The sequence below is a fragment of the Pseudomonas shiyinii genome (assembly GCF_056725765.1).
This window is the reverse complement of sequence record NZ_CM161522.1, coordinates 4,636,696-4,656,510: the sequence shown is the minus strand read 5'-3', so window position 1 is coordinate 4,656,510 and position 19,815 is coordinate 4,636,696. Positions and strand designations below refer to the sequence as shown.

Below are 19,815 nucleotides of genomic sequence, written 5' to 3'. Positions count from 1 at the left end.
CTTGCCAGGCGACGGTGATATCGGGTCGGGCCTAATCGCGGGGCAAGCCCGCTCCCACAGACCCGTTCACCGCCAGCGGGTCAGGATGTCCGGCAACTGGGAAAGCCGTTGGATCTCGGCATCCGGCGCCTGCTCGCCCGCCCAGGCCTTGCCCTGGGGGTTGAACCACACCGCCCGTAGCCCGGCGCGCTGGGCGCCAGCGATGTCGTCACCGGGATGGTCGCCGATGTGCACGGCAGCGCCGGCCTCCACCTCGCCACGGCGCAGGGCCTCCAGAAACGGTGCCGGGTCCGGCTTGCCGATGCCCAGGTCCTCGGCGCACAAGGCGAACCGGAAATAGTCCGCCAGCCCCAGGCGACGCACATCGGCGTTGCCATTGGTGACCACGCCGAGGATGTACTGGTGACGCAGAATCTCCAGCACCGGTTGCACCTCGGGGAACACCTCGACCTGGTGACGGGCATGGAGGAATACCTCGAACCCTTCGTTGGCCAGTTCCTGGGCCTGTTTTGCGCTGTAGCCGACTTCTTCCAGGGCATGGAACAGCACCCGGCGGCGCAGGGCGCTGATCCGGTGCTTGAGGCCAGGCTCGGCCTGTACCAGACGCTCACGGATGGCGAACAGGTGTTCGACCGGGATCGGCCCCAAGCTCGGGGCGTTGGCCTCGAGCCAGTCGCGCAGGACGATCTCGGCGCTGGCGATCACCGGTGCGGTGTCCCACAGGGTGTCGTCCAGGTCGAAGGTGATCAGCTTGATGCTCATGAGTCTGTGCCTTTGCTGCGTTTGGCCCGAGGATGGGCGCTGTCGTACACCGCGGCCAGGTGTTGGAAGTCCAGGTGGGTGTAGATCTGCGTGGTGCTGATGTCGGCGTGGCCGAGCATCTCCTGCACGGCGCGCAGGTCCTGGGACGACTCCAGCAGGTGGCTGGCGAAGGAATGGCGAAGCATGTGCGGGTGCAGGTGCTGGCCGAGCTCCCGCTCGCCGGCAGTCTTGACCCGTACTTGAATGGCGCGTGGGCTGAGGCGGTTGCCCTGGCGGGTGACGAACACGGCATTGTCCCGTGGGGCGCTGATGCCGCGCAGCTTGAACCACTCCTGCAGGGCCTCGCGGGCTTTGCGGCCGACCGGCAGGACGCGGGCCTTGCCGCCCTTGCCCAGGACCTGGACCAACCCGCCGGCCAGGTCCAGGTGCTCCATGTCGAGGTTGGTCAGCTCCGACAGGCGCAGCCCGGACGAATAGAGCAGCTCGAGGATGGCCTGGTCGCGTCGGGCGATGAAGTCGTCATCGACGCCGCCGTCGAGCAGTTGCAGTGCGCGGTCGGTATCCAGGGTCTTGGGCAGGCGCCGTTCACCTTTGGGTGGCGATAGGCCGTTGGCTGGATCGTGCTGGCACAGGCCTTCGCGGTTGAGGTAGCGGTACAGGCCCCGCACTGCCGAGAGCAGGCGTGCCAGGCTGCGCGACGACTGGCCGTGGTGGTGCTGGCGTGCGACCAGCTGGCGCAGTTGCTGTACCTGCAGCGCCTCCCAGCCGTCGATGCCTTGGCTGTTGCAGTATTCGATGACCTTCTGCAGGTCGCGACGGTAGGCCAGCAGGGTGTGGTCGGACACCTGGCGCTCGTTGCGCAGGTGTGCGCAATAAGCCTCCAGCTGGCGTTCCATCAGCGCACCGGTCGCAGGGTCTGGGTGAAGCGTGGGACGACACGGCCGAGCACTTCGGCGATGTAGCCGAGGAACAGGGTGCCGACGCTGCTCTTGTAGTGCTGCGGGTCGCGGCTGCCGATTGCGAGCACGCCATGCAGCCCCTGGTATTCCAGGGCGGCCACGGCACTGGAGCCGACTTCCTTGCGTTGCTCCTCGCCGAACAGGAAGGCCAGCTCGTGCTCGCGCAAGTTGCCGCTGACCGTCTTGCCACTGCCCAGGAGCGCGCCGATGGCCTGCTGGGCCTCGCCATTGCTGGCCCAGCGACCGACCGGGGCGGCCGTTTCGCCGAACAGGATCAGGCTGACGAAGGGCACCTGGAATTCCTGGCGCAGGCTGTCCTCGACCGCCATCACCACTTCCTCCAGGCTGCCTGCGTCGAGCAGGTCGAGGATCAGCCGTCGGGTCTTGTCGAACAGCCGGTCGTTGTCCCGGGCCACGTCCATCAACTGCGACAGGCGATGGCGCATCTCGATGTTGCGGTCGCGCAGCAGCTTGAGCTGGCGTTCCACCAGCGACACGCTGTCACCGCGCTGGTGCGGGATGCGCTGTTCGACCAGCAACTCGTCGTGTTCGGCGAAGAAGGTCGGGTGGGCGCGCAGGTAGGCGACCACGGCCTCGGCATCGAGGTCCTGGGCCTGCTTGGGTGCAGCCTGGGGCTGATCGGTCATGGCGGTTACTCGCTTAAAGACGAACCTGTCCTTCGTAGACGCGCACGGCGGGGCCGGTCATCAGTACGGGCTTGCCGGGGCCGGCCCATTCGATGTTCAGGCGCCCGCCCGGCAGGTCGATGGTCACCGGCGAATCCATCCAGCCTTGGCTGATGGCGGCCACGGCAGCGGCGCAGGCGCCGGTACCGCAGGCCTGGGTCTCGCCGGCGCCACGTTCCCACACGCGCAGGTTGGCGCGGTGGCGGTCGATGACCTGGATGAAGCCGGCGTTGACCCGCTGCGGGAAGCGCGGGTGGTGTTCGATCTTCGGCCCGAGTTCATGCACCGGCGCGGTGCGCACGTCGTCGACACGCAGCACCGAATGGGGGTTGCCCATGGAAACGGCGGCGATCGAATGGACCTGGCCGTCGACTTCCAACGGGTAGCTCAGGGCCTGTTTATCGGCGACGAAGGGTATTTCAGCCGGGACGAAGCGCGGAGGGCCCATGTCGACGCACACCTGGCCATCGTTGCGCACGTCCAGCTCGATGATGCCGCCCTTGGTTTCCACGCGGATACGCTTCTTGGCGGTCAGGCGCTTGTCCAGCACGAAGCGGGCGAAGCAGCGCGCACCGTTGCCGCACTGTTCGACTTCGGAGCCATCAGCGTTGAAGATCCGGTAGCGGAAATCCACGTCCGGGTTGCTGGGGGCCTCGACGATCAGCAGCTGGTCGAAGCCCACGCCAGTGTGGCGGTCGCCCCACTGTTTGGCGTGCTTGGGCTGGATATGCGCGTGCTGGCTGACCAGGTCCAGGACCATGAAGTCGTTGCCCAGCCCATGCATCTTGGTGAAACGCAGCAGCATGGGGTCACTCCGGGAGCAGGCTTTCGCCGGCGAACAGTTCGGCGATGGTTTCCCGGCGACGGACCTCGAAGGCCTGGTCGCCGTCGACCAGCACTTCGGCACAGCGGCCACGGGTGTTGTAGTTCGAGCTCATGACAAAACCATAGGCGCCCGCGGACTGGACAGCCAGCAGGTCGCCTTCGGCCAGGTTCAGCACGCGGTCCTTGGCCAGGAAGTCACCGGTCTCGCAGATCGGGCCGACCAGGTCGTAGCTGCGGCCTTCGCCCTGGCGTGGCTTGACCGCGCTGACACCCATCCAGGCCTGGTAAAGGGCTGGGCGGATCAGGTCGTTCATCGCCGCATCGATGATGGCGAAGTCCTTGTGTTCGGTGTGCTTGAGGTATTCGACCTGGGTCAGCAGCACGCCGGCATTGGCGACGATGTAGCGGCCAGGTTCGAACACCAGGGCCAGGTCGCGCTCGCCTACGCGCTCGCGGATCGCCTTGATGTAGTCGGCCACCAGCGGCGGCTGTTCGTCGCGGTAGCGCACGCCGACGCCGCCACCCAGGTCCAGGTGACGCAGGTGGATGCCGCACTCGGCCAGGCGGTCGACCAGCACCAGCAGGCGGTCGAGGGCATCGAGGAACGGCTCGACGGTGGTCAGCTGCGAACCGATATGGCAGTCGACACCGACCACATCCAGGTTGGGCAACTGCGCGGCGCGTACGTAGATGGCCTCGGCGTCGGCAATGGCGATGCCGAACTTGTTCTCTTTCAGGCCGGTGGAGATGTACGGGTGGGTACCGGCATCGACGTCCGGGTTAACTCGCAGCGACACCGGTGCGACCTTGCCCATCTCGGCCGCCACGACCTGCAGGCGTTCGAGCTCGTCGGTGGACTCGACGTTGAAGCAGTGCACACCCACTTCCAGGGCGCGGCGCATGTCGTCGCGGGTCTTGCCGACGCCGGAGAACACCACGCGGTCGGCACGCCCGCCGGCGGCCAGCACACGCTCCAGCTCACCGCCGGAGACGATGTCGAAGCCCGCGCCCAGGCGCGCCAGGACGTTCAGCACGCCCAGGTTGGAGTTGGCCTTGACCGCGAAGCACACCAGGTGCTCGACACCTTGCAGGGCGTCGGCGTAGCTGCGGTACTGGGCTTCGATGTGGGCACGCGAGTAGACGTAGGTGGGGGTGCCGAAACGTTCGGCGATGGCCGACAAGGCCACGCCTTCCGCGAACAGCTCACCGTCGCGGTAGTTGAAAGCGTCCATTGGATTTCCTTACTGCTCGGGCTGCGGCTCTTGCTGGGCGGGTTCGGCGGCATCGACCGGTGCAGCCGGCTCGGCAGCTTGATGCTGGTGCGACTTGTGGCTGTCCTTACCGTCCTTGCCTTCTTCAGGCAGGTACAGAGGGCCCTTCTGACCGCAGGCCGAAACGAGGCAGGCAACCGCGACCAGCGCCGCGAGGGAGGAAATCAGGCGCTTCATTGGCGAATCCTTTGAAATATGCAGTATTACGCCCGAGTATACCGAGCGCCTGCGGGCTTGCCTATGCAAGGACCGGTCCGCCTGGCGGACATACAGCCTGCATGCTGTTGGCGGGTGAACTCGTTCCGACTGGGCCGAACGCTGGGCTGCGGGAGCGGTTCTACCTACGAACGGAGCGCCGCCGACCCAGATGCTAACCTTTGCATTCGCCGGCGAGCGCCCGTATCTTGCCCGGCTTGCCGTAAGCAGCCAATTTCGAGGTTCCTGCAATGAGTTTGAGCGAAGCGCGTTTCCACGACCTGGTCGACGCGACCCAACAGGCCCTGGAAGACCTGTTCGATGAAAGCGGGCTGGATGTGGACATGGAGAACTCCGCCGGGGTGCTCACCATCAAGTTCGACAGTGGCAGCCAACTGATCTTCAGCCGTCAGGAGCCGCTGCGCCAGCTGTGGCTGGCCGACCGCTCGGGGGGCTTCCACTTCGATTATGACGAAGAGAGCGGCAAATGGGTCTGCGAGAAGAGCGAGGAGCTGCTGGGCGAGATGCTCGAGCGCATTGTCTGGGAGCGCGCCGGCGAGAAGCTGGACTTCGACGAGATCTGAGATGAGCGAGCAACCCCGGCCGCCCAAGCCGCTGTACAGCAACGTAAGCCCGGCGGTGCCTTCGCCGTGTGTCAGCGTTTGCCGGCTCGACGAGCGCAGGGTCTGCACCGGTTGTTTCCGTCATGTGGAACACATCCGTGAATGGCGCTCGGCAGACGACGAACGGCGCCGCCAGATCTGCCGCGAAGCCCAGGTGCTACGGGCGCAGCACAGCACTCGATGATGCCATGGGCTTGAGTATTTGCCCGGCTGTGGTAGTGTCGGGTTTGCGTCGTTGACGCCAAAAGCATTCACAAACCCCGCCCTTGGGCGGGGTTTTGCTTTATCTGCCTGTTAAAAAGGAGTCTGACTGGATCATGAGCACCAAGCCTTCCCTCATCCTCACCCGATTGGACGTACAGCGTCTGGAGCGTCTGATCGACAGCCTCGACGAAAGTACGCCGGGTGTGCTCGCCTTGCAGGACGAGCTGGACCGCGCCGAGCAGGTGGTGGGTCACGAGGAGGTCCCGGCCGGGGTGGTGACCATGAACTCGCGCGTGCACTGCCGCGAGGAAGCCAGCGGCAAGGACTATCACCTGACCCTGGTGTACCCGAAGGATGCCGGCGGCGAAGGCAAGGTGTCGATCCTCGCACCGATCGGCTGCGCGCTGCTGGGGTTGTCGGTGGGCGAGCAGATCGACTGGCCGGCGCCGGGCGGCAAGACACTCAAGCTGACGTTGCTGGAGGTCGAGTACCAGCCGGAAGCGGCGGGTGATTTCGACCTTTGAACGGTAGGGTAGGGGCGAATGCCTGCCAGTTAAGGCCCCATCGCCGGCAAGCCGGCTCCCACCTGTCCTGCGCTGCTGTTGTAGACACCGCGGAACCTGTGGGAGCCGGCTTGCCGGCGATAGGCTGCAACGCAGCCCCCGATCTCAAGGCTCCCGCACCGCCTGCAACTGCTCCAGCCCTTCATTCAACGCCTTCTCCAGCTCGGTCTTGTAGCGCAAGTACAGCGCAGTCGAACCCTGCTCATCCTCCAGCAGCTCGGACAGGTCCAGGTCGGTGATGTAGCAGCGGTAGCTGCCCGCACTGCGGCGCTGGCCAAGAATCTGGCGGGCGACCACGGCATACAGCTGGTCGCCATGCTCCAGCTGGGAAAACTCCAGCTGGTCGCAGTAGAGCGTCACATGCACCTCGTCATCCGCACCGGCCTGCAGGATCGCCTGGACTTCATAGCCACCTCGGCCACCCTCTTCGTTCGGCACAGGCCGCGGCTCCAGGCTACGCGCCTTGCCGTTGCCCGACGGCAGCAGCTGGTAGTAGAAGATCTCCAGCGACGCCTGCTGCAGGCTCTCCAGCGGCAGCTGGGCGTCGCGGCGAACCACCACCGAGCGCAAGAAACGTTGCAACGGTAGCAGCAGGTGCGCCTCGTCCTGCAAAGGCAGGCGCTGTTGCCACAGCGCGTTGTATTCATCGAGCACATACAGGTCGGCCCAGCCCTCGAACAGGCGGTAGAACACCTGGATGCAATGGGGGCGTCCCTGTTCCAGCAGCAGTGGCAGGTCATGATCCTGCAAGGCATTGGCATCCAGGTGCAGGGGGCTGTAGGCGCCACGCTCCTCGCCCAGGCACGCCAGCACCGCCTCGTGGTCGGGGAGCGTGGCGAGGGTGACCTGGCCGGGCTCGAGCTCCAGCACATGGGTATGCTGCGCAACCTGCAGCAGGTAACGGTGGTTCAGGCCCTGGTCGAGCAACTGTTGTACGGTGGCGAAGATGCCCTCGACCCGTTGGGTGATGGCCTGGGCGCGGTTGTGGCAGAAGCAGCGCACCCGCAGGCGCGGGCGATGACGGCGCTGGCCGAGGCTGTTGAGGTAGTCGCGCAGACAGCGCACCAGGGCGTGTTCGCCGTCGTAGCGGTGCACCAGCACTTCGTTCCAGCTGTTGAGGGTGACCTGGTCCAGGGTCAGCACCAGGTTCTCGCGCACGCCCGCGTAGCTCAGCGAGTCCGTGCGTTCGGTGGTCATCAGGATGTTCAGGTCGCGATGCTGGCGCAACGGGTCGATGCCGACATTGACCAGCAGCAGGATCTCGTCGGCCACGCTCGGTTGCAGCAGGCGGATCTCGCTGACGGTTTCCAGTGGCAGTGCGATCGTGTGTTGCAGGGCGCCCAGCAGGTTGAACAGCTCGAACTCGGTCAGGTCACTGCTTCCAGGGTGCAGCGCCAGGCGTGTGCTGCTGTCGATCACGCCATTGCGATGGGCCCAGGTGAGCAGCTCGAGCAGCTCGCGGCAGCGTTTGATGGGGCTGAAATGCTCCCATTCGTGCACGCCCAGGTTGCCGTTGTACAAGCCCCAGTGGCAGGTGCCGGGCTCCTTTCGGTTGGGCGATTGCACTAGCGTCAGGGTGTCCTCGGCCAGGTCCGGTGCGATGCCCGGGTTGATCACCTCGATCTTGCCGGCGCGGCGTTCGAAGGCTGCATACAAGCGGCGGCCCAGGACGTTGAGGTCGCGTTGGTCGGCCCGGGTGCTGGCGTTCTGGCCGCGGGCGAACTGGGTGAGGAATCGGTAGCTGTGGTTGAGCTCGGCTACCAGCTCACGGCGTTCGACGGCGACTTGGCGCACCTTCCACTGGGCACGGCTGTCGAGCATCGCCAGTTGGCGTTCGTCCCAGCCCCATTCCCCGGCCAGGCGTTGCAGCAACTGGCGTTGCCAGCCACCGGCACGGGCGCGGCCGTGCTCGCTGAGCTTCTTGTTGACCTTCAGGTACAGGCTGCGCCGTACCAGTTCGAGGCGTGCGGTTTCGCCACGGCCTTGCAGGTAATGTTCGATACGCCGGTAGACCATCACGTACGGGTCCAGGGCGTCCAGGTCCAGGTGGTTGGCGAACACTGCCTGCTTGTAGTCCAGGCTCAGGCAGCGCACGCCAGGGTGCTCGCTGGCGTAGGCCTCGGTCAGCAGGAGCTTGAGCAATGATTTGTAAGGTGAGTCGATGCCCTTGAACAGCTGCCACAGCCCGGCACCGACGAACTCGCCGGGCGGAATGTGCGCCAGATGACCGAGGTCGAGGTCGTCCTCGGCACGGATGAAGCGCTTGGACAGCAGCGTCTGGGTGTAGGCCCGGTAGTTGTGCTCTTCGTACACCGGTACCAACCACCATAAGGGCGTACGCCCGCCCAACCAGATGGCGGTGCGGTAGAACTCGTCCAGCAGCAGGTAGTGCTGGGTGGTGCCGCAGTCATCCGAGCTCAGCTGGCCATTGCGCTCGCCGTCGACGAACCCCTGGGGTTCTATGAGAAAGAAGTGCGCCTCCGCGCCTTGGCTGGCCGCCCAGGCCTCGAGCAGCTGGCATTTGCGCCGCAGTTCGGCCAGTTCATGTTCGCCAAGCCCCGGGGCATGGCACACCCATACATCCATGTCGCTTTGCTCGGCCTGGGCCAGCGTGCCCAGGCTGCCCATCAGGAACAGGCCGTGGATGGGCTGCGGCACATTGCCCTGGCGGGCTTTGTGGGTGAAGGAGCGCGTCAGGCGCTGGGCCTCGGCCAGCAACTGCGGGCCGGGCTCGAAGCCGGACAGGCCGGCGGGGGTGTTGCCCGAGACGTAGCCTGGCAACAGCGGGTGATTGACGTGGAACAGCAGCGGCAACAGGGTCAGCACGTGTTGCTGGCGTGCCGAAAGGCCTTCCCGTGCCCGCTCCAGGCGCTCCTGGTTGACGTGCAGGAAGCGCGCACGCAGTTTCGCCAGTTCCTTGCGGTCGATGCCTTGGTCGAGGTCGGGGCAGATTTCGTGGGGGCGGTTCATTGCGTACTCAGGGCTTCCAGGCGCTGCGGCGAGTTTAGCCTGAGTATTGCAGTCGGATAAGCGATAAGTGGCTTTTTGACGTCATTTTCCTGCTGCTGCCGCCCCCTCTGTGGGAGCGGGCTTGCCCCGCGATCAAGGGCGAAGCCCTTGCCATGCAACTACGATGGCAGGGCTGGCCCAATCGCGGGACAAGCCCGCAGGGGAGGAGGCGTGGTATTCCTGAGGCGCGGGTTTGGCTCAGGCCGGTTGTGCCGCCTTGAGGATGGTCAGCACCTGCTGGACACTCTGGGCGGCATCGAGCCCCAGGCTGGTCAGGTAGCCGCCGTCGGGCTGGTCGGTGAGTTGCTTTTCGTACAGGCGCCGGGCGGCAGCCACCAGGGCAGGGGAGGCATTGCTGTGGACCTTGATGCCTTCCTGGTGGGAATCCAGGTTGAACAGGGCGAGGACTTCCAGTTCGGCGATCAGTTCGGGGGTGAAGGACATGGCGACTCCTGACTTCCAGACGAGGACGGAGGCACCGTGGTCGGTGCCTGATCCTGGAGTGTAGTCAGGCTTCGTCGTTGTCGCCTTGATCTGCTTCAGGTGGAAGCTCGGGCAGGGCGCGCAGGGCGTTCTCGTACCACTCGCCATTGAACGGACGGTCTTCATCGAGCATGGCATCGATCTCGATGGCCAGCACGTGGGCCATGAGGTTGAGGATGTCCTCGCGCTCGTAGCCGACCAGGGTCAGTTTATTGAAGGTAGCCTTGGCCGCTGGCGGCTCGCCGCTTTCGATCTGGTTCTCGATGGCCTGGGTCAGGGTCGCCTCGACGAAGGCTTCCTCTTCATTATTGTCGATGTCGCTGGGCTCGCTCATGGCTGTGCTCCTGGGATGGGATGCACAGTGTGCCATGCCCGCGTCGGCGATGCCTGGCCATCGACCTGGCGGATGATGCTGGCCAGCCGCAGGCGATGGGGCTATAAACAGCCGGCTCATCCCACTACGGCCTGGAGGCTGTAACCAATGCTCAAGCTACATGGATTTGCCGTCAGCAATTACTACAACATGGTCAAGCTGGCCCTGCTGGAAAAAGGCCTGCCCTTCGAAGAAGTGCTGCTCTTCCCCAGCCAGACGCCGCAGTCCCTGGCCATCAGCCCGCGTGGCAAGGTGCCGGTGCTGGAGACCGAACATGGCTTTCTCAGCGAGACCAGCGTGATTCTCGACTACATCGAGCAGACCCAAGGTGGCAAGCCGCTGCTGCCGGCCGATGCCTTCGCCCAAGCCAAGGTGCGTGAGCTGCTCAAGGAAATCGAGCTGTACATCGAGCTGCCGGCGCGCACCTGCTACCCGGAAGCCTTCTTCGGCATGGCGGTTGAGCCGGTGGTCAAGGAGCGTGCCCGCGCCGACTTGCTGGCAGGGTTCGCCACGCTCAAGCGCAATGGCCGTTTCGCTCCCTATGTGGCGGGCGAACAGATGACCTTGGCCGACCTGATGTTCTGCTTCTCGGTGGACCTGGCCTGTGCAGTGGGCAAAAAAGTGCTGAACATCGACTTCCTGGCGGATTTCCCGCAGGCCGAGGCGTTGATGAAGACATTCGCGGACAATCCGCACGTGGCGCAGATCGCGGCAGACAAGGACGCGGCGATGCCGGCGTTCCTGGAGATGGTGCGCGGCAAGCGTTGAGATGAGAAGGGGGCTGCTGTGCACCCCAATCGCCGGCGAGCCGGCTCCCACAGGTACGGCGGTGCCTCTGAAAACAGCGCGAGGCCTGTGGCAGCCGGCTCGCCGGCGATTGGGCCGCCAGGCGGCCCCAAGGGTGACTTAGCGTGAAGCCAGCAGTGCCTTGCCGCGTGCCACGGCTGCACGCACCTGGGCCGGAGCGGTGCCGCCGATGTGGTTGCGCGCATTGACCGACCCTTCCAGGGTCAGCACGGCAAACACATCCTGCTCGATCTGGTCGCTGAACTGGCGCAGTTCGTCCAGGCTCATCTCGGCCAGGTCCTTGCCGGTGTCCACGCCGTATTTCACCGCGTGGCCGACGATCTCGTGGCAGTCGCGGAACGGCAGGCCACGGCGCACCAGGTAGTCGGCCAGGTCCGTGGCGGTGGAGAAGCCGCGCAGGGCCGCTTCACGCATGATGGCGTGCTTGGGCTTGATCGCCGGGATCATGTCGGCGAAGGCCCGCAGCGAGTCGCGCAGGGTGTCGGCGGCGTCGAACAGCGGTTCCTTGTCTTCCTGGTTGTCCTTGTTGTAGGCCAGCGGCTGGCCTTTCATCAGGGTCAGCAGGCCGGTCAGGGCGCCGAACACGCGGCCGCTCTTGCCGCGCACCAGCTCCGGGACGTCCGGGTTCTTCTTCTGCGGCATGATCGAGCTGCCGGTGCAGAAGCGATCGGGCAGGTCGATGAACTGGAACTGGGCGCTGGTCCACAGCACCAGTTCTTCGGAGAAGCGCGACAGGTGCATCATCGCCAGGCTCGCCGCGGCGCAGAATTCGATGGCGAAGTCGCGGTCGGAAACACCGTCCAGCGAGTTGCCGGCCACGGCCTCGAAGCCCAGCAGCTTGCAGGTCAGCTCACGGTCGATCGGGTAGGTGGTGCCTGCCAGCGCGGCGCTGCCCAGGGGCATGCGGTTGGTGCGCTTGCGGCAGTCGACCAGGCGCTCGTAGTCACGGCTGAGCATTTCGAACCAGGCCAGCAGGTGGTGGCCGAAGGTGACCGGCTGGGCCGTCTGCAGGTGGGTGAAGCCCGGCATGATGGTCTCGGCTTCGCGCTCGGCCTGCTCCAGCAGGCCCTGCTGCAGGCGGGTGATCTCGGCGAGGATCAGGTCGATCTCGTCGCGCAGCCAGAGGCGGATGTCGGTGGCCACCTGGTCGTTGCGGCTGCGACCGGTGTGCAGCTTCTTGCCGGTGATGCCGATGCGGTCGGTCAGGCGTGCTTCGATGTTCATGTGCACGTCTTCGAGGTCCACACGCCAGTCGAAGCTGCCAGCCTCGATCTCGCCCTGGATGGTCTTCAGGCCATCGATGATGGCATCGCGCTCGGCATCGGTGAGCACGCCGACCTGCGCCAGCATGGTGGCGTGGGCGATCGAACCCATGATGTCGTGACGGTACAGGCGCTTGTCGAAATCGACCGAGGCGGTGAAACGGGCGACGAAGGCGTCGACGGGCTCACTGAAGCGGCCGCCCCAGGACTGATTGGTCTTGTCGGTGCTCATGGATTCACTCGTTGAAGGCGTGAACGAAAAAAGTGGCGCCGATCATAGCAGGGTTGGGGCACGCGCCGCAGGGCGCTGGTCGAGAGAATCCGCCGAAAATGCGTGCCAGCATCGGATGTGGGGATATTCAACGATTGAACGGCAGTGTTCCACGAAGCGTCTACAGTTGGACAAAGGACTGGCAGCGAATCTGTCAGGTCAGTGAATCTTTGGCCATCGCATCGGTCTAGAGCGTGACCGCGCTGTCGGTCACCCTACATCTGTCTACGCTATACCCATGCGAGACTCACTCAGGAATCCAGCGTAATCATGAATGTCCTGATCGTTGATGACGAACCCCTGGCCCGCGAACGCCTTGGCAGGCTGCTTGGCGAGCTGGAGGGCTACACCGTGCTGGAGCCCAGCGCCACCAACGGCGAGGAGGCCCTGGCCTTGATCGAAAGCCTCAAGCCCGATGTGGTCCTGTTGGACATCGGCATGCCCGGCGTTGATGGCCTGCAGGTCGCCGCCCGCCTGTGCGAACGCGAGGCACCGCCGGCGGTGGTGTTCTGCACCGGTGATGATGAATACGGAAGCCAGGCCTTCAAGGACAGTACCCTCAGCCACGTCACCAAGCCCATCCAACCCCAGGCCCTGCGCGATGCCTTGCGCAAGGCCGACAAACCCAACCGTGCCCAGCTCGCCGCCCTTACCCGGCCTGCCAATGAAGGCGGTGGGCCGCGCAGCCATATCAGTGCAAGGACGCGTAAAGGCATCGAGTTGATCCCGTTGCCCCAGGTCATCTATTTCATCGCCGACCACAAGTACGTGACCTTGCGCCACGAAGCCGGCGAGGTCCTGCTGGACGAGCCGCTCAAGGCCCTGGAAGACGAATTCGGTGAGCGCTTCGTGCGCATCCACCGTAACGCGCTGGTCGCCCGTGAACGTATCGAACGCCTGCAGCGTACGCCGCTGGGGCATTTCCAGCTGTACCTCAAGGGCCTGGACGGTGACGCCCTGACCGTCAGCCGCCGCCATGTGGCCGGCGTGCGCAAGATGATGCAGACCCTCTGAGCCTGCTGCGGCCCTATTGGCGGCAAGACGGCTCCCACAGGAATACCGCCAGGTTCGCGCATTGCACCATTTCCGTGGGAGCCGGCTTGCCGGCGATTGGGGTGGCCCAGGCAACAAAGGATCCTGACCCATATCTGCAAGCGACCCCGACGATGCTGTTATCATCGACAGCATTTCTTTGGTTCGGGGCGTTCCATGTCCACTCGCGAAATCCGCATTGCCACCCGTAAAAGTGCCTTGGCCCTGTGGCAGGCCGAATACGTCAAGGCCCGCCTGGAACAGGCCCATCCTGGCCTGGTCGTGACTTTGGTGCCCATGGTCAGCCGCGGCGACAAGCTGCTCGACGCTCCGCTGGCGAAGATCGGCGGCAAGGGGCTGTTCGTCAAGGAGCTGGAAACGGCCCTGCTGGACAACGAAGCCGACATCGCCGTGCACTCGATGAAGGATGTGCCCATGGACTTCCCCGAGGGCCTGGGCCTGTATTGCATCTGCGAGCGTGAAGACCCCCGCGATGCCTTCGTTTCCAACCGTTTCTCCAGCCTCGAAGAACTGCCGGCCGGCAGCATCGTCGGCACCTCCAGCCTGCGCCGCCAGGCACAGCTGCTGGCTCGCCGCCCAGACCTGCAGATCCGCTTCCTGCGTGGCAACGTCAACACCCGTCTGGCCAAGCTCGATGCCGGTGAATACGACGCCATCATCCTTGCCGCGGCCGGCCTGATCCGCCTGGGCTTCGAAGACCGTATCCGCTCCAGCATCAGTGTCGAAGACAGCCTGCCAGCGGGCGGGCAGGGCGCAGTGGGTATCGAGTGCCGCAGCGCCGACCAGGCGATCCATGCCCTGCTGGCGCCTTTGCATCACGTCGACACCGCCGACCGGGTGGTGGCCGAGCGGGCCTTGAACAAACGTCTGAACGGCGGCTGCCAGGTGCCGATCGCCTGCTACGCGGTGCTCGAAGGCGAGCAACTGTGGCTGCGTGGCCTGGTCGGCCAGCCCAGTGGTGGCACCTTGCTGGTGGCCGATGCCCGGGCGCCGCGCGGCGAGGCCGAGGCGCTGGGTGTGCAGGTTGCCGAGGCCCTGCTGGCACAGGGCGCCGAGGCGATCCTCAAGGACGTATACGGCGAGGCCGGCCACCCGTGAACCCCTGGCGCCTGCTGCTGACCCGCCCTGAAGAGGAGTGCCAGGCGCTGGCGCAAAGCCTCGCGCAGGTGGGTATCGCCAGCAGCAGCCTGCCGTTGCTGGCCATCGCGCCTGTTACGCTCGAGACGCCGCAGACCGGGATGCTTGCGCAACTGCAGGCGTACCAGGCGATCATCGTGGTCAGCAAGCCGGCTGCTCGCCTGTTGCTCGAACACCTGGCCACGGCTGGCCTGAAGCCGCCATGCCGGGGCTGGTTCACGGTGGGCGCGGCCACGGCCCAGGTGCTCGAGCGCCACGGCCTGCACGCCAGCTTCCCAGCCCAAGGCGATGACAGCGAGGCCTTGCTCGCGCTGCCCCAGCTGCGCGAGGCTATCGCCGAGGTCGCCAGGCCACGGGTTTTGATCGTCCGTGGTGTGGGAGGTCGCGAACTGTTGGCCGGGCGTCTTGGAGAGCAAGGTGCTAGTGTCGATTATCTGGAACTGTATCGCCGCAACCTGCCGGAGTATCCGGCCGGTACCCTGCTGCGCCGCGTCGAGGCGGAACGCCTCAACGGTCTGGTGGTCAGCAGTGGGCAGGGCCTCGAGCACCTGCTGCAGCTGGCGGGCACCGATTGGCCGCGCCTCTCGCACCTGCCATTGTTCGTGCCGAGCCCCAGGGTCGCCGAACAAGCCAGGGCGGCAGGCGGCCAACAGATTGTGGATTGCCGTGGCGCCAGTGCCACGGCCTTGATTGCTGCGGTGCAGCGAAGTGCTGCACCTGCCGACTAAGGCGCTAAGCTGTATGCGACGCGCCCCCATGCAAAGGATGGATACGTGAGCGAAACTGTCTTGTCCAACAACGAACAACCTACGGCGTCCGAGACGCCGGAATCCACCTCCGCCACGCCTGCCAAGCGCTCTGGCAATGGCTTGGCGCTGTTGGCTCTGCTGCTGGGTGCGGCTGGGGTCGCAGTCGGTGGTTGGGGCGTCTGGCAGGTTCGCCAGCTGCAAGGCACCGAGCAAGGCCAGGGCCAGCACCTGCAAACCCTCAACGAGCGCACGGCCGCCTTGCAGCAGCGCGAACAGCAGATCAGCGCCCAGCTGGCCAGTCTGCCGGCAGCCAGTGAGCTGGAAGATCGCCGGCGCCTGGTGGCCCAACTGCAGGGCGACCAGCAACGCCTGAGCCAGCGCCTGGAGACGGTGCTCGGCGAAAGCCGCAAGGAATGGCGCCTGGCCGAGGCCGAGCACCTGCTGCGCCTGGCGACCCTGCGCCTGTCGGCCCTGCAGGACATCACCAGCGCCAAGGCGCTGGTCGAAGGCGCCGACGAGATCCTGCGCGAGCAGAGCGACCCGGGCGCCTTCGCCGCCCGCGAGCAACTGGCCCGCAGCCTTGCGACCCTCAACAGCACCGAACAGCCGGATCGCACCGGCCTGTTCCTCAAGCTCGCCGCCCAGCGCGAGCTGGTCCAGCAACTCAGCGCCCAGGCGCCGGAGTTCGAAACCAAGGCTGACGCCCTGGGGGCACTGACCGCCGACGGCGACGGTGCCAGCCGCCTGTCCCAGTGGTGGGCCGAGATCTCCAAGTACTTCCAGATCGAGTTCAATGCCGATGAGAACGTGCGGCCGCTGCTGTCCGGGCAGTCGCTGAACCAGTTGCGCCTGGCCCTGAGCCTGACCATCGAACAGGCCCAATGGGCCGCGCTCAATGGCGACGCCAAGGTCTATACCCAGGCTCTGGACGATGCGCGCAGCGTACTGCTGGCCAACTTCAACGCCGACAACCCGCAGAGCAAGGCCATGCTTGCCAGCCTCAACGAACTGGCCGAGCAGCCGGTCTCGGTGGTCACCCCTGACCTGAGCGAGAGCCTGGCGGCGGTGCAGGCCTATATCCAGCGCAGCCACCTGCCGGCCGAAGCCGAAGGGGGCAAGCCATGAAGCGTGTCTACCTGCTGGCGGTACTGGCGATCGTGGTGGCCGCGGCATTGGGCATCGCGGTGGCCAAGCACAGCGGCTATGTGCTGATCGCCTATGGTGGGTTCCGTTACCAGTCCGGGCTGTGGGCGGCCTTGGCGGCGCTGGTTGCCGTCGTCGTGGTGCTCTGGTTGCTGCGTTACCTGGTGGGCCTGGTGCTGACCTCCACTGGCGTGGTCAACCCTTGGTCGCGCCGCAACCGCAGCCGGCGCACCCGCATCGCCATCGAGCAAGGCCAGCTGGACCTGGCCGAAGGCCGCTGGGCCAGTGCCCAGCGCCACTTGCACCGGGCGGCCGAGGCCGAGCGCCAGCCGCTGCTCTACTACCTTGGCGCGGCGCGTGCCGCCAACGAACTGGGCCGAGCAGAGGAGAGCGACAACCTGCTCGAGCGTGCCCTCGAGCGCCAGCCACAGGCCGAACTGGCCATCGCCTTGACTCACGCGCAGCTGCAGATGGACCGTGGCGATATCGGCGGCGCCCATGAAACTTTGCTGGCCATGCAGGAGCGCCACCCGCACAACCCGCAGGTGCTGCGCCTGCTGCATCGCCTGCACCTGGAGACCGGTGACTGGTCGGCCCTCATCCGGCTGCTGCCCGAGTTGCGCAAGGGCAAGGTGCTGCCAGCCAAGGAACTGGCCGAACTGGAGCAACGTGCCTGGGGCCAGAACCTGGGCTTGGCCGCGACCCGCGGCGAAGACCCGCAGGCGGCCCGGCAGGCACTGGAACGAGCCTGGCAACAGCTGACCGCTGCCCAGCGCCAGGAGCCGCAGTTGGTTTCGGCGTATGCCGAGCAATTGCGCCAGGTCGGAGCCCAGGGCGAGGCCGAGCAGGTGCTGCGCGCTGCCCTCAAGCGGCAGTATGAAAGCCACCTGGCCCGGCTGTATGGCCTGGTGCGCGGTGACGATACCGCCCGCCAGTTGCAAACGGCCGAGGGCTGGCTCAAGGAGCACCCACAAGACCCGAGCCTGTTGCTGACCCTGGGGCGGCTGAGCCTGCAGAACCGCCTGTGGGGCAAGGCCCGTGACTACCTGGAGAGCAGCTTGCGCATGGAGCGCAACCCGGAAGCCTGTGCCGAATTGGCCCGCCTGCTTGCCGGGCTTGGGGAAACCGAGCGCAGCAACCAGTTGTTCCAGGAGGGCCTGGGCCTGCTGGACGAGCGCCTGCTAGCCCTGCCTCTACCCGAAGGCGTGCGTGCCTGACCCGACACAAGTGCCCATGCCACCCCGTGGGCACTTGTGTCAGTAACTTCTCCGGTGGCATCGCCAGTGTTTACGCTGGCCTGCTTCGGAAACTTCCTACAGGAAATTGAACACTTTCCTTTTTCAATCAGGGACTTGTCTTCCCGGTAGTGCCTTGAAACAAAGCGTGTCTTTCCTCTACCGTTCCGGACTACTTCATCCAACCCGGGACTTTCCTTGCCCATGCTGCCGGCCCGTTTGCGCGTCTTCTTCCTACCAGGCTGGCTCGCCTCGATGGCGGTCCTGATCGCCTCTTTCCATCTCGAGCATGTGTTGAACCTGGTGCCATGTCCGCTGTGCTTCAGCCAGCGACTGCTGTTGGGGATGTATTCGCTGATCTGCCTATGCGCCATTGTCCACAGGCCGCAATTGCGTGGCAGTCGCAACTATGCCGGGCTGGCGCTGGCCAGTTCGGTGGGGGGCGCGTTGCTGGCGGCGCGGCATGTCTGGCTGCAGGGAGCGGGTGCGGTGGTCGAGACCTGCCAGATGCCGTTCGGGCGGGTCGTGGAGCAATCCTGGCGCGAGGCCTTGAGGCAACTTCTGTTCGGTGGCCCCGACTGCACCTCGTTGACTTGGAGCTTCATCGACCTGACCCTGCCCGAATGGAGCCTGCTGGCCTTCCTGCTGTTATCGACGCTACCCCTGGGGTGGTTGGTTGCGTATCGCTTGCACATGATCGACAAAGGTTGACCCATGGCAAGCGCGATGGGATTGTTCGACCAGCGGTGCCCCGGAAGGGGATTAAACGCTTGTATGAACTTTGTCCGCTGCGTACCTTGAAGGCCAGCACGCGCGGGAATAATCTCCCAGCACGCATACCGAAAACACAACTGCTCGATGCCGTCCTGCTGATGTCACCTTTGTGCTGCGGTGTTTATGCGCGAGGTGCAGCGGCATCAACCCAGAAGGGATGAGATAGCCATGCTCGATAGTTGTCAGAACGCTCAGGAACGCTGGGGTGGGGTTCACAAGCTGATCGATCGTTGGCTCAAGGAGCGGGAGGAGCTGGTCAAGGCTTTTCGCACCTTGCGCGATGCCAAGCCAGCCTTTGCCGACAAGGACAAGAACCGCGACTTCTGTGCGGTGCTGGTCGATTATGTGTCGGCGTGGCATTTCGAAGTCTGCGAACAATTGGTCACGGAGGCCAAGGCGTTCGGTGACAACGAGGCTCTGAAGCTGGCCGAGGATATCAATCCGCGAATCAATGACATTACCCAGATCGCCCTGGCCTTCAATGACCATTGCGAGAAAGGGGAATGCAAGGACACAGAGCGCTTCGCCGAAAAACTGGGCAAGCTCGGCAGCTTGCTGCATGAGCGCTTCGAGCTGGAAGACTGCCTGATCGAAGTGCTGCACAACGCGCACAAGGAAGAGAGCGCGGTGCAGGCCTGACGGCCTGTGTCAGTTGGCGACCGCCAGCAGTTCGATTTCAAACACCAGGGGCGTGTAAGGGGCGATCAGGTCGCCCGCGCCTTCGGCGCCATAGGCCTGCGCCGAGGGGATCACCAGGCGCCACTTCGCCCCTGCCTTCATGCGCGGCAAGGCTGCCTGCCACCCTTCGATTACCGAATCCAGGCTGAACCACTGCGGTTGCAGGCTCTGGTCGAAGACCGAGCCGTCCGGCAGTTTCCCCACGTAGCGTACCTGCACCTTGCCGCCGGCCCTGGGGGCGTCGCCATTGCCACGCGCCAGTTCAGTGTAAAGGATGCCCCCGTCCAGCTCATGCATGCCGGCGCGCGCCCGCTCGCTGGCCATGAAGCGTTTTTCGTCCGCCTGTAGCCGCTCGATCTCGGCCTGCTCTGCCGCTGCGTTGGCCCGTTCCTCGTGCTGCTGGAGGATGGCCTGCATGCGCGGCTTTTCCAGTTTCAGTGGCTGGCCTTGGTAGGCCTGGCGCAACCCTTCGAGCAGTGCATCGAGCTGTAGGCCGGGAACTTCGGCGCGCAGGCGCTCACCGAGGCTCGCGCCCAGGCTGTAGGCCAGGTCATGGTCATTGGCAGGGGTATCAGGATCGGCCAGGGCAAAGGGGGCTGCCAGGCACAGGCTCAGGACAAGATAACGAGGCACGTTCAACTCCGGTTGGGAGGAACGGAAAGTATGCCAGCCTTGTTGATGAAAGATATGTAAATATCAGCAACACTTTATTGACCAACTACACTTGCACCGAGCTGCAAGATGACAACTTTG

Annotated in this window: 22 protein-coding genes; 11 read left to right on the top strand and 11 right to left on the bottom strand. The window is 65.0% G+C overall.

The window, feature by feature from the left end; translation table 11 throughout:
• Nucleotides 1-66: 66 nt before the first annotated feature.
• From ACXHGZ_RS21055 to lptM, 6 genes are read right to left on the bottom strand one after another with little or no spacing between them, the layout of a single operon-like run.
• The gene (locus ACXHGZ_RS21055) at nt 67-762 is read right to left on the bottom strand and encodes an HAD family hydrolase (RefSeq protein WP_480461364.1); all 696 of its coding nucleotides are present in this window, start codon (nt 760-762) and stop codon (nt 67-69) included.
• Nucleotides 759-1,658 (bottom strand): tyrosine recombinase XerC, encoded by a 900-nt coding sequence (gene xerC, locus ACXHGZ_RS21050; RefSeq protein WP_480461363.1) that lies wholly within the window; start codon nt 1,656-1,658, stop codon nt 759-761. Before xerC ends, ACXHGZ_RS21055 begins: the two co-directional genes overlap by 4 nt.
• Nucleotides 1,658-2,368, bottom strand: a complete 711-nt coding sequence (locus tag ACXHGZ_RS21045) for a DUF484 family protein (RefSeq protein ID WP_196144629.1) — start codon at nt 2,366-2,368, stop codon at nt 1,658-1,660. Before ACXHGZ_RS21045 ends, xerC begins: the two co-directional genes overlap by 1 nt.
• Nucleotides 2,369-2,381: 13 nt before the next feature.
• Nucleotides 2,382-3,212 carry a diaminopimelate epimerase gene (gene dapF, locus ACXHGZ_RS21040; RefSeq protein WP_084855383.1) on the bottom strand — a complete coding sequence of 277 codons (831 nt, stop codon included), beginning with the start codon at nt 3,210-3,212 and terminating at the stop codon, nt 2,382-2,384.
• Nucleotides 3,213-3,216: 4 nt separating this feature from the next.
• The gene (gene lysA, locus ACXHGZ_RS21035; protein WP_480461362.1) at nt 3,217-4,464 is read right to left on the bottom strand and encodes a diaminopimelate decarboxylase; all 1,248 of its coding nucleotides are present in this window, start codon (nt 4,462-4,464) and stop codon (nt 3,217-3,219) included.
• A 9-nt stretch (nt 4,465-4,473) separates the two neighbouring features.
• Nucleotides 4,474-4,680: an LPS translocon maturation chaperone LptM gene (gene lptM, locus ACXHGZ_RS21030; RefSeq protein WP_084855385.1), complete on the bottom strand. Its 207-nt coding sequence runs from the start codon at nt 4,678-4,680 to the stop codon at nt 4,474-4,476.
• A gap of 269 nt (nt 4,681-4,949) precedes the next feature.
• On the opposite strand from lptM, the gene cyaY reads away from it, so the two are divergent.
• The 3 genes from cyaY (at nt 4,950) to rnk (ending at nt 6,049) form a co-directional block, all read left to right on the top strand.
• On the top strand, nt 4,950-5,282 hold the full coding sequence (cyaY, locus tag ACXHGZ_RS21025; RefSeq protein ID WP_043213409.1) for an iron donor protein CyaY: 333 nt from the start codon (nt 4,950-4,952) through the stop codon (nt 5,280-5,282).
• A gap of 1 nt (nt 5,283) precedes the next feature.
• Nucleotides 5,284-5,505, top strand: a complete 222-nt coding sequence (locus ACXHGZ_RS21020; protein WP_480461361.1) for a DUF1289 domain-containing protein — start codon at nt 5,284-5,286, stop codon at nt 5,503-5,505.
• 133 nt (nt 5,506-5,638) lie between these two features.
• Nucleotides 5,639-6,049, top strand: a complete 411-nt coding sequence (gene rnk / locus ACXHGZ_RS21015; protein ID WP_084855387.1) for a nucleoside diphosphate kinase regulator — start codon at nt 5,639-5,641, stop codon at nt 6,047-6,049.
• 144 nt (nt 6,050-6,193) lie between these two features.
• On the opposite strand, the gene ACXHGZ_RS21010 is transcribed toward rnk, so the two are convergent.
• The 3 genes from ACXHGZ_RS21010 to ACXHGZ_RS21000 all read right to left on the bottom strand — a co-directional run bounded on the left by ACXHGZ_RS21010 (nt 6,194) and on the right by ACXHGZ_RS21000 (nt 9,914).
• On the bottom strand, nt 6,194-9,058 hold the full coding sequence (locus ACXHGZ_RS21010; protein ID WP_480461358.1) for a class I adenylate cyclase: 2,865 nt from the start codon (nt 9,056-9,058) through the stop codon (nt 6,194-6,196).
• 237 nt (nt 9,059-9,295) lie between these two features.
• Nucleotides 9,296-9,541 carry a TIGR02647 family protein gene (locus ACXHGZ_RS21005; protein ID WP_084855389.1) on the bottom strand — a complete coding sequence of 82 codons (246 nt, stop codon included), beginning with the start codon at nt 9,539-9,541 and terminating at the stop codon, nt 9,296-9,298.
• A gap of 64 nt (nt 9,542-9,605) precedes the next feature.
• Nucleotides 9,606-9,914, bottom strand: coding sequence for a hypothetical protein (locus ACXHGZ_RS21000; protein ID WP_084855390.1), 309 nt, complete (start codon nt 9,912-9,914; stop codon nt 9,606-9,608).
• A 147-nt stretch (nt 9,915-10,061) separates the two neighbouring features.
• Here ACXHGZ_RS21000 and ACXHGZ_RS20995 point away from each other — a divergent pair, with 147 nt between their 5' ends.
• Nucleotides 10,062-10,721 carry a glutathione S-transferase gene (locus ACXHGZ_RS20995; protein WP_465001564.1) on the top strand — a complete coding sequence of 220 codons (660 nt, stop codon included), beginning with the start codon at nt 10,062-10,064 and terminating at the stop codon, nt 10,719-10,721.
• Between the two features lie 138 nt (nt 10,722-10,859).
• Here the strand turns inward: ACXHGZ_RS20995 and argH are convergent, their stop codons facing one another.
• Complete coding sequence (gene argH, locus ACXHGZ_RS20990; protein ID WP_070572082.1) at nt 10,860-12,254, bottom strand: argininosuccinate lyase; 1,395 nt, start codon at nt 12,252-12,254, stop codon at nt 10,860-10,862.
• Between the two features lie 309 nt (nt 12,255-12,563).
• Here argH and ACXHGZ_RS20985 point away from each other — a divergent pair, with 309 nt between their 5' ends.
• From ACXHGZ_RS20985 to rsd, 7 genes are all read left to right on the top strand, one after another.
• Complete coding sequence (locus tag ACXHGZ_RS20985) at nt 12,564-13,307, top strand: LytR/AlgR family response regulator transcription factor (RefSeq protein WP_084855393.1); 744 nt, start codon at nt 12,564-12,566, stop codon at nt 13,305-13,307.
• A gap of 195 nt (nt 13,308-13,502) precedes the next feature.
• Nucleotides 13,503-14,444, top strand: a complete 942-nt coding sequence (gene hemC, locus ACXHGZ_RS20980; RefSeq protein WP_480461355.1) for a hydroxymethylbilane synthase — start codon at nt 13,503-13,505, stop codon at nt 14,442-14,444.
• On the top strand, nt 14,441-15,211 hold the full coding sequence (locus ACXHGZ_RS20975) for a uroporphyrinogen-III synthase (protein WP_480461353.1): 771 nt from the start codon (nt 14,441-14,443) through the stop codon (nt 15,209-15,211). The genes hemC and ACXHGZ_RS20975 overlap by 4 nt, the downstream gene beginning before the upstream one ends.
• Nucleotides 15,212-15,256: 45 nt before the next feature.
• A complete protein-coding gene (locus ACXHGZ_RS20970; RefSeq protein WP_480461351.1) occupies nt 15,257-16,357 on the top strand; it encodes a uroporphyrinogen-III C-methyltransferase in 1,101 nt (366 codons plus the stop codon).
• Nucleotides 16,354-17,592, top strand: a complete 1,239-nt coding sequence (locus ACXHGZ_RS20965) for a heme biosynthesis HemY N-terminal domain-containing protein (RefSeq protein ID WP_224457370.1) — start codon at nt 16,354-16,356, stop codon at nt 17,590-17,592. Before ACXHGZ_RS20970 ends, ACXHGZ_RS20965 begins: the two co-directional genes overlap by 4 nt.
• 222 nt (nt 17,593-17,814) lie before the next feature.
• Nucleotides 17,815-18,321: a disulfide bond formation protein B gene (locus tag ACXHGZ_RS20960; protein WP_084855398.1), complete on the top strand. Its 507-nt coding sequence runs from the start codon at nt 17,815-17,817 to the stop codon at nt 18,319-18,321.
• Nucleotides 18,322-18,552: 231 nt separating this feature from the next.
• The gene (rsd, locus tag ACXHGZ_RS20955) at nt 18,553-19,023 is read left to right on the top strand and encodes a sigma D regulator (protein WP_084855399.1); all 471 of its coding nucleotides are present in this window, start codon (nt 18,553-18,555) and stop codon (nt 19,021-19,023) included.
• Nucleotides 19,024-19,032: 9 nt separating this feature from the next.
• On the opposite strand, the gene ACXHGZ_RS20950 is transcribed toward rsd, so the two are convergent.
• Nucleotides 19,033-19,695: an FKBP-type peptidyl-prolyl cis-trans isomerase gene (locus tag ACXHGZ_RS20950; RefSeq protein ID WP_480461347.1), complete on the bottom strand. Its 663-nt coding sequence runs from the start codon at nt 19,693-19,695 to the stop codon at nt 19,033-19,035.
• Nucleotides 19,696-19,815: the final 120 nt, after the last annotated feature.

Coding starts and splice junctions, on each gene's coding strand:
- ACXHGZ_RS20960 (WP_084855398.1), top strand. CDS start 17,815: ATGCTGCCGGCCCGTTTGCGCGTCTTCTTCCTACCAGGCTGGCTCGCC.
- ACXHGZ_RS21010 (WP_480461358.1), bottom strand. CDS start 9,058: ATGAACCGCCCCCACGAAATCTGCCCCGACCTCGACCAAGGCATCGAC.
- ACXHGZ_RS20965 (WP_224457370.1), top strand. CDS start 16,354: ATGAAGCGTGTCTACCTGCTGGCGGTACTGGCGATCGTGGTGGCCGCG.
- cyaY (WP_043213409.1), top strand. CDS start 4,950: ATGAGTTTGAGCGAAGCGCGTTTCCACGACCTGGTCGACGCGACCCAA.
- hemC (WP_480461355.1), top strand. CDS start 13,503: ATGTCCACTCGCGAAATCCGCATTGCCACCCGTAAAAGTGCCTTGGCC.
- ACXHGZ_RS21055 (WP_480461364.1), bottom strand. CDS start 762: ATGAGCATCAAGCTGATCACCTTCGACCTGGACGACACCCTGTGGGAC.
- ACXHGZ_RS21000 (WP_084855390.1), bottom strand. CDS start 9,914: ATGAGCGAGCCCAGCGACATCGACAATAATGAAGAGGAAGCCTTCGTC.
- xerC (WP_480461363.1), bottom strand. CDS start 1,658: ATGGAACGCCAGCTGGAGGCTTATTGCGCACACCTGCGCAACGAGCGC.
- rnk (WP_084855387.1), top strand. CDS start 5,639: ATGAGCACCAAGCCTTCCCTCATCCTCACCCGATTGGACGTACAGCGT.
- ACXHGZ_RS21020 (WP_480461361.1), top strand. CDS start 5,284: ATGAGCGAGCAACCCCGGCCGCCCAAGCCGCTGTACAGCAACGTAAGC.
- ACXHGZ_RS21005 (WP_084855389.1), bottom strand. CDS start 9,541: ATGTCCTTCACCCCCGAACTGATCGCCGAACTGGAAGTCCTCGCCCTG.
- argH (WP_070572082.1), bottom strand. CDS start 12,254: ATGAGCACCGACAAGACCAATCAGTCCTGGGGCGGCCGCTTCAGTGAG.
- dapF (WP_084855383.1), bottom strand. CDS start 3,212: ATGCTGCTGCGTTTCACCAAGATGCATGGGCTGGGCAACGACTTCATG.
- ACXHGZ_RS20985 (WP_084855393.1), top strand. CDS start 12,564: ATGAATGTCCTGATCGTTGATGACGAACCCCTGGCCCGCGAACGCCTT.
- ACXHGZ_RS20995 (WP_465001564.1), top strand. CDS start 10,062: ATGCTCAAGCTACATGGATTTGCCGTCAGCAATTACTACAACATGGTC.
- lptM (WP_084855385.1), bottom strand. CDS start 4,680: ATGAAGCGCCTGATTTCCTCCCTCGCGGCGCTGGTCGCGGTTGCCTGC.
- rsd (WP_084855399.1), top strand. CDS start 18,553: ATGCTCGATAGTTGTCAGAACGCTCAGGAACGCTGGGGTGGGGTTCAC.
- lysA (WP_480461362.1), bottom strand. CDS start 4,464: ATGGACGCTTTCAACTACCGCGACGGTGAGCTGTTCGCGGAAGGCGTG.
- ACXHGZ_RS21045 (WP_196144629.1), bottom strand. CDS start 2,368: ATGACCGATCAGCCCCAGGCTGCACCCAAGCAGGCCCAGGACCTCGAT.